Genomic DNA, 16473 nt, shown 5'->3' on the forward strand with positions numbered 1-16473 from the left:
CGATATTGTCTTTATATTAGTATTTGAGAATAACTAATATTATGATAACGGTTACCATTTCATTATAAGGGATTCATGCTGCCCGTCAGCATTTCCCTCACACCTTCTTCTATTTGTGAATCCTTTCACAGAATACTCTTCCTGCAGTGCTTAGCCTTAAGAATAGCCTTTCACTTTTTATATTTTGTTATTAACGGTTTGCCTTAATTTACTCAAGCATTAAGGAAGAAAATATGCCACAACAAAATTATCTGGATGAGCTCACGCCGGCTTTCACCCCATTATTAGCAATAAAAGAGGCTTCTCGTTGTTTATTATGTCACGATGCCCCCTGTAGTCAGGATTGCCCGGCGCAAACCGACCCAGGGAAATTTATTCGTTCCATATATTTCCGTAATTTTAAAGGCGCGGCTGAAACTATCCGGGAAAATAATGCGCTCGGTGCGGTGTGCGCCCGGGTATGCCCAACCGAAAAATTATGCCAGCGCGGATGTACACGTTCAGGAATTGATAAACCTATCGATATTGCGCGTCTGCAGCGATTTATTACCGATTTTGAACAGCAGACCGCAATGAAAATCTATAATCCCGCAACAAAAACGCTGGGCAAGGTCGCCATCATCGGTGCGGGTCCGGCCGGATTACAGGCCAGCGTAACGCTGAGTAATCTTGGCTATGACGTCACCCTCTTCGAAAAGCAGGCCCAGCCAGGCGGCTGGTTGCGTTACGGCATTCCAGAGTTTCGTCTGCCACAGACGGTTTTAGATAATGAGATTGCCCGTATCGTGGAAATGGGCGTAACCATCAGATGCCATTGTGAAGTGGGTAATGCCCTCTCCCTTGAGCAACTCAAAACAGAATACCGCGCCGTACTGGTGACCGTAGGGATGTCTTACGGTTCTACGTTGCCTCTGTTTGACCACGCGAATAATGTCGAAATTGCCGTCGACTTCCTGCAACGGGCCCGGCAGTCAGGTGGCGATATTACCGTCGCACAAAGCGCATTGATCATCGGCGGTGGCGATGTGGCAATGGATGTCGCCAGCACACTGAAACTGCTGGGCTGCCCGTCAGTCACCTGTGTCGCGCGTGAAGAACTGGCCGAATTCCCTGCCAGTGAAAAAGAGTTCAACAGTACCCAGGCGTTAGGGGTATCGATTATTGACGGTTTCACGCCTGTGGCGGTTAGTGGGAATCGCGTCACCTTTAAGCACGTACGCCTGCCGGGAGAACTCTCGCTTGAAGCCGAACATATTATTCTTGCCGTCGGTCAACATGCGCAGCTTGATGATTTCGCCGCGTTAAAGCCACAGCGCAACCTTATCGATACGCACAATTACCAAACCGCCGATCCGGTTATGTTTGCCGCGGGCGATATTGTTAAAGGCGATAAAACCGTTGTATACGCCGTGAAAACCGGAAAAGAAGCCGCTCAGGCCATTCATCACTATTTAGAGGGAGCTTGCTCATGTTAACGAAAGATCTTTCTATTACTTTTTGCGGCGTCAAATTTCCCAACCCGTTCTGCCTCTCTTCTTCTCCGGTGGGCAACTGCTATGAGATGTGTGCCAAAGCCTACGATACCGGCTGGGGCGGTATTGTTTTTAAGACAATCGGTTTCTTTATTGCCAATGAAGTCTCCCCACGCTTTGACCATCTGACCAAAGAAGATACCGGCTTTATCGGCTTCAAAAACATGGAGCAAATTGCCGAACATCCGCTGGAGGAGAATCTGGCCGCAATTCGCCGACTGAAACAGGACTATCCTGACAAGGTCCTGATTGCGTCGATCATGGGTGAAAACGAAGAACAGTGGCAGGAGCTGGCTCGCCTGGTTGAAGAGGCGGGTGCAGACATGATCGAATGCAACTTCTCGTGTCCGCAAATGACCTCACATGCCATGGGCAGCGATGTCGGGCAAAGTCCTGAGCTGGTCGAAAAGTATTGTCGGGCAGTTAAACGCGGCTCAGCCTTACCAATGCTGGCTAAAATGACACCAAATATTGGTGATATGTGTGAGGTGGCGCTGGCAGCTAAGCGCGGAGGTGCTGACGGTATCGCGACCATCAATACGGTTAAATCCATCACCAATATTGACCTGAAGCGCAAAATCGGGATGCCGGTCGTCAACGGTAAATCCAGTATCTCTGGTTACTCCGGCAAGGCCGTGAAACCTATCGCTCTGCGCTTTATTCAGCAACTGCGTATGCACCCTGAACTGCGCGATTTCCCGATTAGCGGCATTGGGGGGATTGAAACCTGGGAGGATGCCGCCGAGTTTCTGCTGTTGGGTGCTGCCACGCTGCAGGTAACCACCGGGATCATGCAGTATGGCTACCGAATCGTGGAGGATATGACCAGCGGGCTGTCACATTACCTCGCCGATCAAGGATTTGATTCACTGGAGGAGATGGTTGGTCTCGCCAATACCAATATCATCCCCGCAGAGGAACTTGACCGTAGCTACATCGTCTATCCGCATATCAATCTCGAAAAATGTGTGGGCTGTGGCCGCTGCTACATCTCCTGCTATGACGGAGGGCACCAGGCGATGGAATGGAATGAGGAGACCCGTACACCGCACTGCAACACGGAAAAATGCGTGGGCTGCTTGCTGTGCGGTCACGTTTGCCCGGTAGCCTGTATCGATCTCGGTGAGGTGAAATTTAAAACAGGCGAGAAAGCACATACTTTAACCTTGTAACACTCACAAAAAAGCCCGGTGCAGATTGCGCTGCGCCGGGCTTTTAGCGTTTTAATCGTTACTTCTTACGTGCGTATTTCAGCGAATCCAGCGCGACGGCGAAGATGATGATGCCGCCCTTAATAATGTACTGCCAGTAAGGGTTCACGCCGATGTAGGTCAGACCGTAGTTGATGACGGTGAAGATAATCACACCGGTCACCACGCCGAAAACCGTCCCCACGCCACCGCTGAACGACACGCCGCCAACCACGCATGCCGCAATGGCATCCAGCTCGTACATAAAGCCGAGGTTGTTGGTCGCAGAACCGATACGCCCTGCTTCCAGCAATCCACCGAAGGCATAGAACACACCAGACAGCGCATAGATAATCAGCAGGTTCAGCGCCACGTTTACACCGGACACTTTCGCCGCTTCGGGGTTACCGCCGATAGCGAAAATATTTTTACCAAAACGGGTCTTGTTCCACAGCACCCAAACAAAGGCCACGGCAATCAAAGCATAGAAAGTAATGTAGGAGAGTCGGAAACTACCCAGCGCAATAAAGCCCTGCGCAAAGGTTGAGAACCCGCTGTCAAAGCCAGAAATTGGCGATGCCCCAACAAAGTCGTAATACAGGGAGTTAATACCGTAGACGATAATCATCGTACCGAGGGTGGTAATAAAGGGCGTCACATTCAGATAAGCAATGATGATACCGTTTACCAGACCGATGACAGCACCGATAACGCAGACAATCAGCACGACCACAATAATGGGCATCGTCGCCATTTCCGGGAACACCTTGTTGGCGTTCTCCATCGACTGCAGCAAGGTTGCTGCAACGACCGCCGCCAGGCCAACCTGGCGCCCTGCTGACAGGTCCGTCCCTTGCGTAACAATCAGCCCGGCAACCCCCAACGCGATAATAATACGCACCGAGGATTGCGTCAGAATATTACTCAGGTTCAGTAAACTTAAGAAAGTGGGATCCTGGAAAATAATAATTGCCAGCAAAACCAAAAGAACAACGTAAATTCCGCCTTCTTTCAGGTAAGTAAGAAAACTTTTCTTATTTAACGCACTCATGAGGAGCCCCTAATCTTAAAGGTGCAAAGACGCAAGACGGAGGATTTCGTTTTGCGTTGTGGTTTTGGTTTCAACAATTCCCGCGACGAGGCCATTGCTCATCACCAGAATACGATCGGTAATACCTAACAACTCCGGCATTTCAGAGGAAATAATGATGATCCCCTTTCCTTTTTTCGCCAGTTCAGCAATCAACTGATAAATCTCAAACTTTGCACCAACATCGATACCGCGTGTCGGTTCATCCAGCATCAGGATTTCAGGCTGCGTTAACAACCAACGGCCAATGACCACCTTTTGCTGATTACCGCCAGAAAGCGAACCAATTTGCGTACGATGCCCTGGTGTTTTTACCCTCATCGAGTCAATTACCCACTGGGTATCGCTCTTCATGCGGGAATTATCCAGCAGGCCGACTTTATTTTTATAGTTCTGGATATTGGAGATTAACGAGTTAAAACCAATGTCCAGATAGGCATAAATACCGGTTGAGCGACGCTCTTCGGTGACCAGCGCAAAACCATGGTTAATCGCTTCATTCGCGCTGTGGTTATTGATTTTTTTGCCGTGGAGCGTAATCGTGCCCGATGATTTCTCACGAATGCCAAACAACGTTTCAACGATATCGGTGCGTTTCGCGCCAACCAGACCGGCAATGCCGAGAATTTCCCCTTTATGGAGATCAAAAGAGATATCACGAATCGACGGCTGACGCAGAGAAGTCAGGTTACGCACTTCCAGAATCACTTCTCCCGGCTTGTTCTCTTTGTCCGGGAAACGTTGGTTCAGTGAGCGTCCTACCATCATGGCGATGATCTTATCCATGTCCAGCCCTTCCAGCGGCTGGGTCGCAATCCATTGGCCATCGCGTAGCACGGTAATTTCATCACACAGTTGAAAGATTTCTTCCATTTTGTGAGAAATATACACAATCCCACACCCACGCTCTTTCAGCTTACGGATGATGGTAAACAGATGATTAACCTCTTTCTCGGTTAACGATGAGGTCGGTTCATCCATAATGACGATTTTGGCGTCATACGAAAATGCTTTGGCAATTTCAATCATCTGCATTTGCGAAACAGATAATGTTCCGACACGCGCACGCGGATCGATATCAATATCCAGTTCATCGAAAATCGCTTTGGTATCGCGGTACATTTTTTCCTGATCGACAAACATACCTTTGGTGGGATAGCGCCCCAGCCACATGTTGTCCATTACAGAACGTTGTAATACCAGGTTTAATTCCTGGTGTACCATTGAAATACCATTCTCAAGCGCTTCTTTAGCAGAATGAAAATCGATTTCTTTACCCTGAAATAAAATACTACCGGAATCTTTTTGATAGATCCCAAAAAGACATTTTAATAATGTTGACTTTCCAGCGCCATTCTCGCCCATCAGAGCATGAATAGAATGTGGGCGGACTTTTAAATTGACATTATCAAGAGCCTTAACGCCGGGAAAGGACTTGTTGATGCCGCTCATTTCCAACAAGTATTCGCCTGACGACTGAGTATTAGTGCTGACCATAATTATACCTTGTTGGCCTTGCAGAGTGCGTAATTAAGGGCGCAATGAAATTGCGCCCACAGACGGAGTATTTATTTGTTGGTGAACTCTGCCAGATTATCTTTATCGACACCGACATATGGAACGCGAACAATTTTGTTCTCAATTTTCCAGTTGGTACCGTCTGCCGCGCCTTTGCCATCAGCCAGGTTTCTCGCCAGATCAAAGGTCGCTTTCGCCTGGTTGTTTGCATCGTTCAGCACGGTACCGGCCATGGCACCAGATTTCACCAGAGCCAGCGCTTCAGGCAGCGCATCGACGCCAAATACCGGGACGCTGGTTTTGTTGTGCGCTTTCAGCGCTTCAACTGCGCCCATCGCCATGGCGTCATTGTTGGCGATAACCACTTCAATTTTGTTTGCGTTAGGACCAGACATCCACGCATCCATTTTATCTTTCGCCTGAGCGGTATCCCACATTGCGGTATCTAACTGCAACTGCTCAGTTTTAATGCCTTTGTCGTTCAGCTCTTTAATCACGTAGGTCGTACGTGCTTCAGCATCAGGGTGTCCCGGTTCGCCTTTCAGCAGAACAAACTGAATTTTGCCGTCTTTATTCAGATCCCAGTTCGGGTTAGCGGCCCAGTGCTTGGCAATCAAATCACCCTGAATAATCCCGGACTCTTTGGAGTCAGTACCGACGTAATAGGCTTTGTCATAGCTGTCCAGCGCTTTACGGGAAGGCTCTTTGTTGAAGAATACAATCGGTACGTTCTGACCACGTGCTTTTTCAATTACCGTTCCTGCTGCTGCCGGGTCAACCAGGTTGATGGCCAGTGCTTTAACGCCTTTTGCCAACAACACATCAATCTGATCGTTCTGTTTGGACTGATCGTTTTGCGAGTCATTCATCAGCAACTGTACATCCGGTGCCGCTTTGGCATCTTTTTCAATAGCCTTACGTACCACAGACATAAAGTTATCGTCATATTTATAGATAGTCACACCAATGCGGGTATCAGCAGCGTGCGCAGCCGCGCCGAATAACATGCTTGCCATTACAGCAGACAGGGTCAACACCTTCTTATTCATGGTATCTCCGGTTTTATTATGCAGGGTAGTGCTTGAGATAAATGCTCGGCAGGCAGAACGTTACTGAAGTGTTACTGAACGCCGAAGCTCACTTTTAAAAATATTTCTTCCGTGTCTGGCAACGCTCCAAAAACAGGCTTTAATTTTTGTTTAAGACGCCTATACCTCGATGAAAGTGATTATTCACCGTTACATAGTAGTTACAGCGCAGCAAACAGTGTCATCATAGCTATCGCATTGTTAAGATACTGTGAATTTACTCACATATTGAAAGCGGTTACATAGCCCGACATTATCAGTTAGTGATCGGTGCCGCATTCTGCCGCAAAGCCACAGAATGGCGCCGCACCAGTGTCGGCATAAAGCAATGTGTTGCATCAGGATCCAGCGTTCCCGCCGCGCCTTGTAGCGCAAGCTCGGTGGCCATTTTTGCCATAGAAGCAATAGGATAGCGCACCGTTGTCAGCTGCGGGTCGGTGTAACGTGCGATGGGAATATCGTCGAAACCAATGATAGACAGATGTAATGGAATGGCGATGCCGTTGTCTTTTAGCGCCGTTAGCGCGCCAGCGGCCATATTGTCGTTGTAAGCGAAGACAGCCGTCAGTTGCAGGTTGCGTCCCAGCAGTTCCACCATGGCGGACTCTCCGCCCTGCATATCCGGTGAACCAGTACCTATCCAGCTGTCGGCAGGAGTAACACCCTGTTCTTTCAGGGCACTTAGCCACCCTTCTTTACGCATTGCGTCGTCCTCAATGCGGTGACTTGATGCCAGGTAACCAATACGTTGATGCCCATTATTCAGCAGCATGCGGGTTGCCATTTTAGCGCCACTAATATTATCCAGACAGACGCAGCGATGCGCATAGCCCGGCACAATGCGGTTGATCAGCACCATACCGGGGATCTGATCCATAAACTCCGCCAGCTCGCGATCGCTCAACGCTTTCGAGTGAACAATCAGTGCGTTACAACGCTGACGAATCAGTACCTCAATGGCGTGACGTTCTTTTTCAGCTTCGTGGTAGCTGTTGCCTATCAGGACGTACTTCTGATGCTGCTGGGCAACCAGGTCCACGGCTTTGACCAGCGCGCCAAAAAATGCGTCTGATACATCCATCACCACGACACCAATCGTGTCGCTCACCTGCGTCGCCAGCGCTTGTGCATTGGCGTTTGGGCGATAGCCGAGCTGAGTCACTGCTTTCATTACCGCTTCACGCGTGTCAGGACTCACCAGTGCGCTGTTGTTGAGTACGCGGGAAACAGTCGCAACCGAAACGCCAGACTGCCGTGCCACATCACGTATGGTTACCATATTCACTGCCCTGTTTAAGATGCGGTTACCCGCAGACACCCCAGGCTGTGTATTTTGTCAGCACAACGAAACGGACTGCGTGAGTGATGTCACAGGAATGAAAGCGCTTACATCCATTTTGTTAATGAATGTGATCCAGATCGTTATCTGGATGTTCGCGGTAATGATGTCCCTGACGCACGCAGGGTTAATTGACGCCATAGCCATTCTACCGGGCCTTGCCGGTAAAAACGCAACCAAATGACGGAGAAAAGCAGGTTAACGGCCCAGACCGGAATGACAAATAACAGCAGCGCCAGTCGGTCATATTTCATAAATAAGCCGAATTGATAAAACAGCGTGGTACAAATTAAGGTTTGTAACAGATAGTTAGTCAGTGCCATGCGTCCAACGCAGGCTATCGCAACAACCCATTTTAAACGGCTAAGCTGAGGCCAGAAACCAAACAGCAACGCGGCATAGCCAATTGTCTGAAACGGCGCGCCCAGCTCACGCGGGGCCTGCAACAGAAAAGCGCACCAGCGATATGCCCAATCCAGATGCCACTGTGCAACGATAGCAGGCAGGTTAATCGCAATGCCAATAATGACCAATAGCGCGCCGGTACGTCGATAGTGCTGCAAGCTGTACTGCCCTTTCAGCCAACCGCTGCGCATCAATGCCGCGCCCAGCAACATCATCCCCGCCAACTGCCAGCCGTACTGTGCCCCCAGCGCCAGTAAGCTGTCTGACAGCATATCTACGCGATTGCTGACCGCTTCCATACCGCCGTTAATTTTCCAGTATTTCTCATACAGCAACGCAGAAGCATCCGGTGTCCAGGCCCGACTGGTCTCACTTCCGGAGATAAACCCCAGCAGTAACAGCACACCAACGCCCACCAGATAGAGCAACACGCCAGTGTTAAACAGACTTTTGACTGAAGGGGCATCACGAACCAACCGCCAGCAAATCAACCCGATGAGGCCATACGCCAGCAGGATATCGCCATCCCAGAACAGCAAACCGTGAATAAACCCCAGCAGAACCAGCAAAGTGAGTCGCGACTGGATCCAACGTTTGCCTCGCGGTAGCAGCATCTGCAAACCCGCGCCAAACAGCAGCGCAAACAGCGTGAGGAATTTCACCTGCGCAAAGAGATCAAGCACAGCCCAGGTCCAGGCATCTGACGGGGTAATGTTGCCGTACCAGGCAGGATTCAGATAGGCCGCCTTTGGCAGACCAAAGGCGCTAATATTGAGAAGCAGGATGCCGAGGATGGCGACGCCACGAATAAAATCCAGCGTGACATTACGCTCCATGGCCCCTGCCCTGATCAGTTGTGGTGACGCACGGCGCGCAGGAATTCCTGACGCGTATTCTGGCTGGACTTAAACAATCCGCCAAGCGAGGTAGTGGTGGTGGCGCTGGTCGCATCACGGATACCACGCGCTTTCACGCAGTAATGCACAGCATCAATTGAAACCGCCACATTATTCGTCCCGAGCAGCGTTTGCAGCGCGGTGAGTATTTGCTGAGTCAGCCGTTCCTGGACCTGTGGGCGCTGGGCGAAGAATTGCACAATGCGGTTAATCTTCGACAGACCGATGACCGAATCTTTCGGAATATAGGCCACCGTCGCTTTGCCATCAATCGTGACGAAGTGATGTTCGCAGGTGCTGGTCAGCGTGATATCGCGAACCGTGACCATCTCATCCACTTTCATCTTATTTTCAATGACGGTGATTTTAGGGAAATTGGCGTAATCGAGGCCGGAGAAAATCTCATCGACATACATTTTTGCGATGCGATGTGGCGTTTCCATCAGACTGTCATCGCTCAAATCAAGATTGAGCAATTGCATAATCTCGGTCATATGACCGGAGATAAGACGTTTGCGCGTTTCATTATCCATCTCTTGCACGGGCGGGCGTAGCGGTGTTTCAAGACCACGCGCGACCAGCGCTTCATGAACCAGGGCCGCTTCTTTACTGAGTGATGACATTTCTTTTTCTCCTGCAGGTGGGGCGCCTCTGCCCTGCGTGGGGCAAAGTTTTTAGGCTGTGTCACAGCCAGAACATTGTGCGTGAGGCGGCGCACATAATCCAGTATTCGCCGCGATAATTATTGAAATTGGTGCTGCCTTTTAGCACACAGATTTCATACGTCGTTCAACCGGGTGAATTCGAGTGTTAATGTAAAGTTATATAGATGATGAAGTATGTTTGCTCAATGCGGAAGTGAAAGTTACTCACAGTGCAATGAATAATCTGTATTATGGTGAGTTCGCAAACACATTCAGGTTCAACACAATAAGGAGCCACGCATGGAAATGCTTGAAGAGCACCGCTGTTTTGAAGGCTGGCAGCAACGCTGGCGTCATGACTCCACCACGCTAAATTGCACCATGACCTTCAGTATTTTTCTTCCACCACCCCGGGATAACACCCCGCCTCCGGTGCTGTACTGGCTGTCAGGCTTGACCTGCAATGATGAAAACTTCACCACTAAAGCCGGAGCACAACGTATTGCGGCTGAACTGGGCATCGTTCTGGTGATGCCTGATACCAGCCCGCGTGGGGAACAGGTCGCCAATGATGAAGGCTACGATTTAGGCCAGGGTGCCGGATTTTATCTCAATGCCACGCAACAACCGTGGGCCTCACATTTCCGCATGTATGACTATATGCGTGATGAGCTGCCAGCACTCATTCAGTCACAGTTTAACGTCAGCGATCGCTGCGCCATCAGTGGGCACTCAATGGGGGGGCATGGTGCACTGATCATGGCACTGAAAAATCCTGGCAAATACACCAGCGTTTCTGCCTTCGCCCCCATCGTCAATCCATGTCGCGTACCGTGGGGTGAGAAAGCCTTTAGCGCCTATCTGGGTGAGGATAAATCACGGTGGGCGGAATGGGACAGCTGTGCGCTGATGCTGGCCAGCAAACCAGAAGATGCGATCCCAACGCTTATTGATCAGGGGGATAGCGATCAGTTTCTCGCCGACCAGCTGCAACCCGCAGTCCTGGCCGAAACCGCCCGTCAGACTGCATGGCCGATGACATTACGCATTCAGCCTGGCTATGATCATAGCTATTACTTCATTGCATCGTTTATTGAAGATCACCTGCGTTTCCACGCCCAGTATCTGCTGCTGAAGTAGCCTTCGAGGGCGCAAGCCCTCTTGGTTTCTCCATTATTCCTTCACTTTTTATCCATTTTTATTTCGCCGCTATCTCATTGATTTTATAAACACTTCCCCAAATTTTATATCAAACACAAATGATTTCTATTATCATTTGTGTTTACAAAAATTCATACTTTTGTACAATCCCCCCGCTTCTTTACTGAAAAGAGTCCTTAAAAGACAAATACATACAATTGTCATGGCCTTTCACATGACACGCAGTTAGATTCATTTAAATGGAATGATACAAATGACTATACCTCACGTTAAGGCTGTAGCCGCCGCAGTATGCGTCGCGAGTCTCCCATCACTCGTCTATGCCGCCGACCAGGATACCGTGGTCGTCACCGCCACCGGGTTTGAGCAAAAAATTCAGGATGCCCCCGCCTCCATTTCGGTTATTACCAAGCAGCAGATCGAAGATAAAGCGTATCGCGATGTGACCGATGCACTGAAAGACGTCCCTGGTGTTGTTGTGACCGGCGGCGGTAGCAGCAGTGATATCAGCATCCGCGGTATGGCCTCGCAATACACGCTCTTCCTGGTTAACGGCAAACGTATCAGCACACGCGGTACGCGCCCGAACAGCGACAACGCGGGTATTGAGCAAGGCTGGCTGCCGCCACTGGAATCCATCGAACGTATCGAAGTGATCCGCGGCCCGATGTCGTCGCTGTACGGCTCTGATGCCATGGGCGGCGTGATTAACGTGATCACCAAAAAAGTCTCGAATACCAAAGCCTGGACCGGCTCCCTGCATGGCGACGCCACCTTCCAGGAAGATCGGGACTCCGGTGACCTTTACCAGACAAATGCCTACGCGTCCGGACCACTGATCGACGGGCTACTCGGCGCAAAAGTGACCGGGCTGTTCTCCCATCGCGGAGAAGATAAGATAGTCAATGGTTACAATGAACAGCGCCTGCGCAACGGCGGACTCACCCTCAACTTCACCCCGGATGATAAAAATGACATCGACTTCGATGTCGCGCATGAACTACAGGATCGCAACAGCACGCCGGGCGAATCGATGGCGGCAGAAAACTGCCGTAACGGTGTTTGTAAGCCAAACAGCAAAAGCTACAACCGTTATGAACACACAACGTATTCATTAACCCACAGCGGTTATTACGACGATTTCAACAGCACCAGCTATGTTCAGCAGGAAGAGACCAAAAACCCTGGTCGTCAGATGAAATCCTACAATACGATCTTCAATAACCAGAACCAGGTCTTCCTCGGGGCGCACACCCTGACAGTTGGCGGGCAATACCGTTATGAAAAACTGCGCGATAACGGCAACCAACTGCAGGCTGCTGACGGTCTGAACAAATTGACCCGCTGGAGCTGGGCACTGTTTGCCGAAGACGAATGGGCGGTTACCGATACTTTCACGCTGACCGGTGGTCTGCGTATGGATAAAGATGAAAACTACGGTGACAACTGGACGCCGCGCGGCTATGGCGTATGGCACCTGAGCGATCAGTGGACCTTAAAAGGCGGTGTTTCTGCGGGCTATCGTGCACCGGACCTGCGCCAGTCATCCGCAAGCTGGGGGCAAGTGACCGGTGGCGGTCGTCTGAACGGTATCATCGTCGGCAACCCGGCTCTGAAACCAGAAAAAAGCCTGAGCGAAGAGATCGGTTTACTGTGGGATAACGGCAATGACCTCAATGCGGGCGTCACGCTGTTCAATACCGACTTCAAAAACAAAATCACCGAAGTGCGTCGCTGTAACAGCAGCGCCGATCCGGCTTGTACTATTGGCAGTACCCATTACGACTTTGTCAGCGATCGGGTTAACGTAGATAAAGCCAACATGCGCGGCGTCGAATCCACCTTCGGTTGGAAAATGACCTCCGACATCAACTGGACAGCGAACTATACCTACACTGAATCTGAACAGAAAAGCGGTCAGTTCTCCGGTCAGCCATTAAACAAAATGCCAAAGCATATGTTTAACACCACGCTGGACTGGCAGGCAACGCAGGATCTCGGTTTCTGGAGCCGTCTGAATCTGCGCGGTAAAACGTCAGAGTACCTGAGCCGTACCTCCATGGCGCAAGGCACCCCTTCCTATACCCAGGTCGATATCGGTATGCGTTACTACGCGACCAAAGATGTGCTGCTTACTGCTGGCGTGTATAACGTGCTGGATAAACAGATTGATTACGATACCTATGACACCGTGCTTGATGGTCGTCGCTACACTGTTGGCCTGACTTACAACTTCTAAGTTTTGGACAATAAAAACCCCGGTCTAATGCCTGTTAGTTAAGCATGTATGGAGAACATTTTATTCCGCTACGGGGTTCCGTTCACTTCAACGGTATCACTTCTTTGAATCACAGATACCCGTGAACGTGCAAGGGAGGCTCACCGCCGCCTCCCTTGCAACCCAGGCTCCCGGCACGGAAAATCGTCGCTGCGCGAGCTATTCGTCTTATGCCGTCTGCCTGTCGGGTCGGGGTCGAGCCAGCGTCCCTGCAGGCCGTCCCCTCTGCCCGCATCCCTGCGGGCAGCCCCGGTCAGCCGTCAACGCCTCATCGATTTTCAGCCGGACCAGGGTGTCGCTTCAACTCTCTGACTTTCAGTTAAATCTGTTTTGCTGTTCAAACATGTTCAAATAAAAATACAGGTGGTCAGGCGTGCCGGGAGCCGGGATTGTTAAGGGTGCGCGATAGCACCCTTAACACGTTCACAGGCGTTCAGTGTACAGAGAAGCGATGAACATGAGGTGAACGGAACCCTTTCTCAGAGAGAGCATGTTCATTACCCCGCCAACACATGTTGATGCTTTCTGAAACTAAAATGTTAACTGAACAGCGTGAGTGCCGGAGGAGGGTTATTGTCTGCCGGATGGCAGCACGGAGGGCTTACCCGACCTACACTATCTTACGTAGGTCGGATAAGCGCGGTACCATCAGGTACAAGATTACTTCTTCACACGTTTCGGAAAGTGCATTTCGCTGTAACGAACGAAACGGGTTCCTTTGGTCAGCTTATAGCCAAACCAGATGATCAGGAACAGCGGAATACCAATATAGGTTGCCATTACGCCGCCCCAGTCAATGGTATCTTTCAGGAACGCTTCATAGTTTTGCCCCAGGGTGATTATCAGGCACAGGACAAAGGCAAAGATCGGCCCCAGAGGGAAGAAGCCAGAACGATACGGCAGATCCTTAATATCATGGCCCTGCAACACATAACCACGACGGAAACGATAGTGGCTAATTGCAATTCCCAGCCAGGCGATAAAGCCCGTCATCCCGGAGGTGTTCAACAGCCACAGGTACACAGTCTGGTTACCAAACATGGATGTCAGGAAGCACAGACCTGCCACGACAGTCGTTGCATACAGCGCGTTACGCGGTACACCGCCACGAGACAGTTTAGAGAAAATACGCGGCGCTTTACCGTCACATGCCAGGGTGTAGAGCATACGTGTTGATGCATACATGCCGGAATTACCCGCCGACAGCACCGCCGTCAGGATAACGGCGTTCATCACCGCTGCCGCAGACAGCAGACCCGCGTGCTGGAATACCAGCGTGAACGGGCTGACGCTGATATCTTTTACATCATTGCGCAGCAGGCTCGGATCGGTATACGGGATAATCAGGCTGATAATCAAAATCGCGAACACATAAAACAGCAGGATTCGCCAGAATACCTGGCGCACCGCGCGCGGAATGTTCTTCTCTGGATCTTCAGATTCGCCCGCGGCGATACCAATCAACTCGGTCCCCTGGAAGGAGAAGCCGACGATCATCGCCACACCAATCATGGCAGCAAAACCGCCAGCAAAGGGGGCATCACCTGTCGTCCAGTTACTCCAACCCACCGGTTGAGCACCTTTGAAGATACCGATAATCATCATCACGCCAACCACGATGAAGATAATCACGGTGGTAACTTTGATCAGTGAGAACCAATACTCTGCTTCGCCAAATCCACGTACCGAAATGTAGTTCAGCAGGAAGATAACGCCAAGGAACAGCGCACTCCAGATCCAGCCTGGCGTATCCGGGAACCACCAGCTCATGACCAATTGTGCGGCCACCAGGTCCACGGCGATAGTTACCGCCCAGTTGTACCAGTAGTTCCAGCCGAGCGCGAAGCCAAAGCCTTCTTCTACATAGTTCTGACCGTAGGTAGAGAACGAACCGGAAACCGGCATATAGGCTGCCAGCTCACCGAGACTGGTCATCAGGAAGTACACCATCAGGCCAATCAGAATATAGGAAAACAGCGCGCCGCCAGGACCCGCCGCAGAAATAGTTGCACCAGATGCAACGAAAAGACCCGTACCGATGGAACCGCCAATGGCGATCATCGTCAGGTGACGCGCCTTCAGTTCACGGCGTAGCGTGGGCGCTTCTGTGGTTTTAGTTTCGGAAACCATGTGAAAATGCTATCCATCCAAAAAATGAGGCGCGATTGTAGCAGACGAAATGGCATTCTTCCGGCACAAATGCGCAGTTATAAGAGACCTTCATGACTGGCCGCGGATTATAAGTAAAGCAGAAACTGGGCAACGTATGACGATTGCCCTCAGTTGAAGATGGGGTGTTCATTGCAGGTGCGACGCATCAGAGTCTTATTCAACCTGCTCTACCTGGTCGCTATAACGTAAAAAACGCAGCAGCGAGTTTGAAAGATGTTTTTGGCGATGATGGACGCGCCAAAGCGTGCGGACCAGACGCGGCAACGGTACCGGAACTTCGCTTAACGTTCCTGCCTGCAGTTGTTCTGCAATAACCCGACGTGACAAGCAGCTGATCCCCAGTCCATGGCGAACAGCATGTTTAATGGCCTCAGAGTTACCCAACTCCATTGCCATCTGAAATCTCGGTAGATGAGACAGCAACAGATAATCCACCAGCTCGCGAGTACCGGACCCACGTTCGCGCAGGATCCAGGGCGAAGCCGCAAGTTGCTCCAGCGTCACGGGACCCGTGGTTAGCGGCGATGACGGCGCAGCAAATACCACCAGCTCATCTTCCAGCCACGGTTCAGAGATGATCTCCGTACTGTGACATGGCCCTTCGATAAGCCCGATGTCGACCCGAAAATCCAGCACAGCATTGATAACATCCTGGCTGTTGCCCACGCTGAGTTCCAACGGCAAATCGGGGAAATCACGCCGGTAACCTGCAATCATGGCAGGTAAAATATAGTTGCCGATGGTGCTACTGGCATAGACGCGAATCGCGCCATTATCTTCACGAAAAAGCTGTTCGATTTCTGTCGTTTGCTCGAGCAAGGCCAACGCACGCGGATAGAGTAAGCGCCCGTGCTCATTGACGACCAGCCGCTTGCCCACGCGGTCAAACAGTTGCACGCCAAGTTGCCCTTCTAAATCGGTAAGCGCAGCACTCACCGCTGACTGCGACAATGACAACATGACAGATGCCTGAGTCGTCGAGCCGCTTTTCAGTACCTCAGCAAACACTTCAAGTTGTCGCAGGGTGATATGCATAGTCGTTTTCCACCGGGTAGCCCGTGCTTACCACTTATAAAGATTAATTATAAATATATAATCAATTTTATTTTTAAGCCACTTCACCTTACAATTTTTGCCAAGAAATCATTCAAATTGTTCAG

General features: G+C 50.6%; 12 protein-coding genes. 4 read left to right on the forward strand and 8 right to left on the reverse strand.

From position 1 onward, the window contains the following. The first annotated feature begins 233 nt into the window (after positions 1-233). Together NNO02_RS05340 and preA are read left to right on the forward strand one after the other, a co-directional pair. On the forward strand, positions 234-1475 hold the full coding sequence (locus tag NNO02_RS05340; protein ID WP_271454350.1) for an NAD(P)-dependent oxidoreductase: 1242 nt from the start codon (positions 234-236) through the stop codon (positions 1473-1475). Beyond that, entirely contained in the window at positions 1469-2704 is a 1236-nt protein-coding gene (preA, locus tag NNO02_RS05345) for an NAD-dependent dihydropyrimidine dehydrogenase subunit PreA (RefSeq protein WP_271454351.1), read from the forward strand. Before NNO02_RS05340 ends, preA begins: the two co-directional genes overlap by 7 nt. A 58-nt stretch (positions 2705-2762) precedes the next feature. Here preA and mglC read toward each other — a convergent pair whose 3' ends face one another. From mglC to folE, 6 genes are all read right to left on the reverse strand, one after another. After that, the gene (mglC, locus tag NNO02_RS05350) at positions 2763-3773 is read right to left on the reverse strand and encodes a galactose/methyl galactoside ABC transporter permease MglC (RefSeq protein WP_005129205.1); all 1011 of its coding nucleotides are present in this window, start codon (positions 3771-3773) and stop codon (positions 2763-2765) included. A 15-nt stretch (positions 3774-3788) separates the two neighbouring features. Next, positions 3789-5309, reverse strand: coding sequence for a galactose/methyl galactoside ABC transporter ATP-binding protein MglA (gene mglA, locus NNO02_RS05355; RefSeq protein ID WP_048211171.1), 1521 nt, complete (start codon positions 5307-5309; stop codon positions 3789-3791). A 71-nt stretch (positions 5310-5380) separates the two neighbouring features. Then, the gene (mglB, locus tag NNO02_RS05360) at positions 5381-6379 is read right to left on the reverse strand and encodes a galactose/glucose ABC transporter substrate-binding protein MglB (RefSeq protein ID WP_043016958.1); all 999 of its coding nucleotides are present in this window, start codon (positions 6377-6379) and stop codon (positions 5381-5383) included. A 295-nt stretch (positions 6380-6674) separates the two neighbouring features. After that, the gene (galS, locus tag NNO02_RS05365; RefSeq protein ID WP_271440065.1) at positions 6675-7697 is read right to left on the reverse strand and encodes an HTH-type transcriptional regulator GalS; all 1023 of its coding nucleotides are present in this window, start codon (positions 7695-7697) and stop codon (positions 6675-6677) included. 143 nt (positions 7698-7840) lie between these two features. Then, the gene (gene yeiB, locus NNO02_RS05370; protein ID WP_271454352.1) at positions 7841-8998 is read right to left on the reverse strand and encodes a DUF418 domain-containing protein YeiB; all 1158 of its coding nucleotides are present in this window, start codon (positions 8996-8998) and stop codon (positions 7841-7843) included. 14 nt (positions 8999-9012) lie between these two features. Next, positions 9013-9681 (reverse strand): GTP cyclohydrolase I FolE, encoded by a 669-nt coding sequence (gene folE, locus NNO02_RS05375; protein WP_003027410.1) that lies wholly within the window; start codon positions 9679-9681, stop codon positions 9013-9015. 321 nt (positions 9682-10002) lie between these two features. Between folE and fghA the strand changes: the two genes are divergently transcribed. Both fghA and NNO02_RS05385 read left to right on the forward strand, forming a co-directional pair. Continuing rightward, a complete protein-coding gene (gene fghA / locus NNO02_RS05380; protein ID WP_271454353.1) occupies positions 10003-10842 on the forward strand; it encodes an S-formylglutathione hydrolase in 840 nt (279 codons plus the stop codon). Positions 10843-11116: 274 nt separating this feature from the next. After that, a complete protein-coding gene (locus NNO02_RS05385; RefSeq protein ID WP_271454354.1) occupies positions 11117-13102 on the forward strand; it encodes a ligand-gated channel protein in 1986 nt (661 codons plus the stop codon). Positions 13103-13801: 699 nt separating this feature from the next. On the opposite strand, the gene lysP is transcribed toward NNO02_RS05385, so the two are convergent. Together lysP and yieE are read right to left on the reverse strand one after the other, a co-directional pair. Then, on the reverse strand, positions 13802-15271 hold the full coding sequence (lysP, locus tag NNO02_RS05390) for a lysine-specific permease (RefSeq protein ID WP_137383673.1): 1470 nt from the start codon (positions 15269-15271) through the stop codon (positions 13802-13804). 195 nt (positions 15272-15466) lie between these two features. Beyond that, positions 15467-16348: a DNA-binding transcriptional regulator YeiE gene (yieE, locus tag NNO02_RS05395; RefSeq protein ID WP_048211165.1), complete on the reverse strand. Its 882-nt coding sequence runs from the start codon at positions 16346-16348 to the stop codon at positions 15467-15469. Positions 16349-16473 lie beyond the last annotated feature (125 nt).

Origin of the sequence: Citrobacter sp. Awk 2 (assembly GCF_028069815.1) — a bacterium.
In the GTDB taxonomy this organism is placed as follows: Bacteria; Pseudomonadota; Gammaproteobacteria; order Enterobacterales; family Enterobacteriaceae; genus Citrobacter.

Coding starts and splice junctions, on each gene's coding strand:
- yeiB (WP_271454352.1), bottom strand. CDS start 8,998: ATGGAGCGTAATGTCACGCTGGATTTTATTCGTGGCGTCGCCATCCTC.
- folE (WP_003027410.1), bottom strand. CDS start 9,681: ATGTCATCACTCAGTAAAGAAGCGGCCCTGGTTCATGAAGCGCTGGTC.
- lysP (WP_137383673.1), bottom strand. CDS start 15,271: ATGGTTTCCGAAACTAAAACCACAGAAGCGCCCACGCTACGCCGTGAA.
- fghA (WP_271454353.1), top strand. CDS start 10,003: ATGGAAATGCTTGAAGAGCACCGCTGTTTTGAAGGCTGGCAGCAACGC.
- NNO02_RS05340 (WP_271454350.1), top strand. CDS start 234: ATGCCACAACAAAATTATCTGGATGAGCTCACGCCGGCTTTCACCCCA.
- galS (WP_271440065.1), bottom strand. CDS start 7,697: ATGGTAACCATACGTGATGTGGCACGGCAGTCTGGCGTTTCGGTTGCG.
- preA (WP_271454351.1), top strand. CDS start 1,469: ATGTTAACGAAAGATCTTTCTATTACTTTTTGCGGCGTCAAATTTCCC.
- mglA (WP_048211171.1), bottom strand. CDS start 5,309: ATGGTCAGCACTAATACTCAGTCGTCAGGCGAATACTTGTTGGAAATG.
- mglB (WP_043016958.1), bottom strand. CDS start 6,379: ATGAATAAGAAGGTGTTGACCCTGTCTGCTGTAATGGCAAGCATGTTA.
- NNO02_RS05385 (WP_271454354.1), top strand. CDS start 11,117: ATGACTATACCTCACGTTAAGGCTGTAGCCGCCGCAGTATGCGTCGCG.
- yieE (WP_048211165.1), bottom strand. CDS start 16,348: ATGCATATCACCCTGCGACAACTTGAAGTGTTTGCTGAGGTACTGAAA.
- mglC (WP_005129205.1), bottom strand. CDS start 3,773: ATGAGTGCGTTAAATAAGAAAAGTTTTCTTACTTACCTGAAAGAAGGC.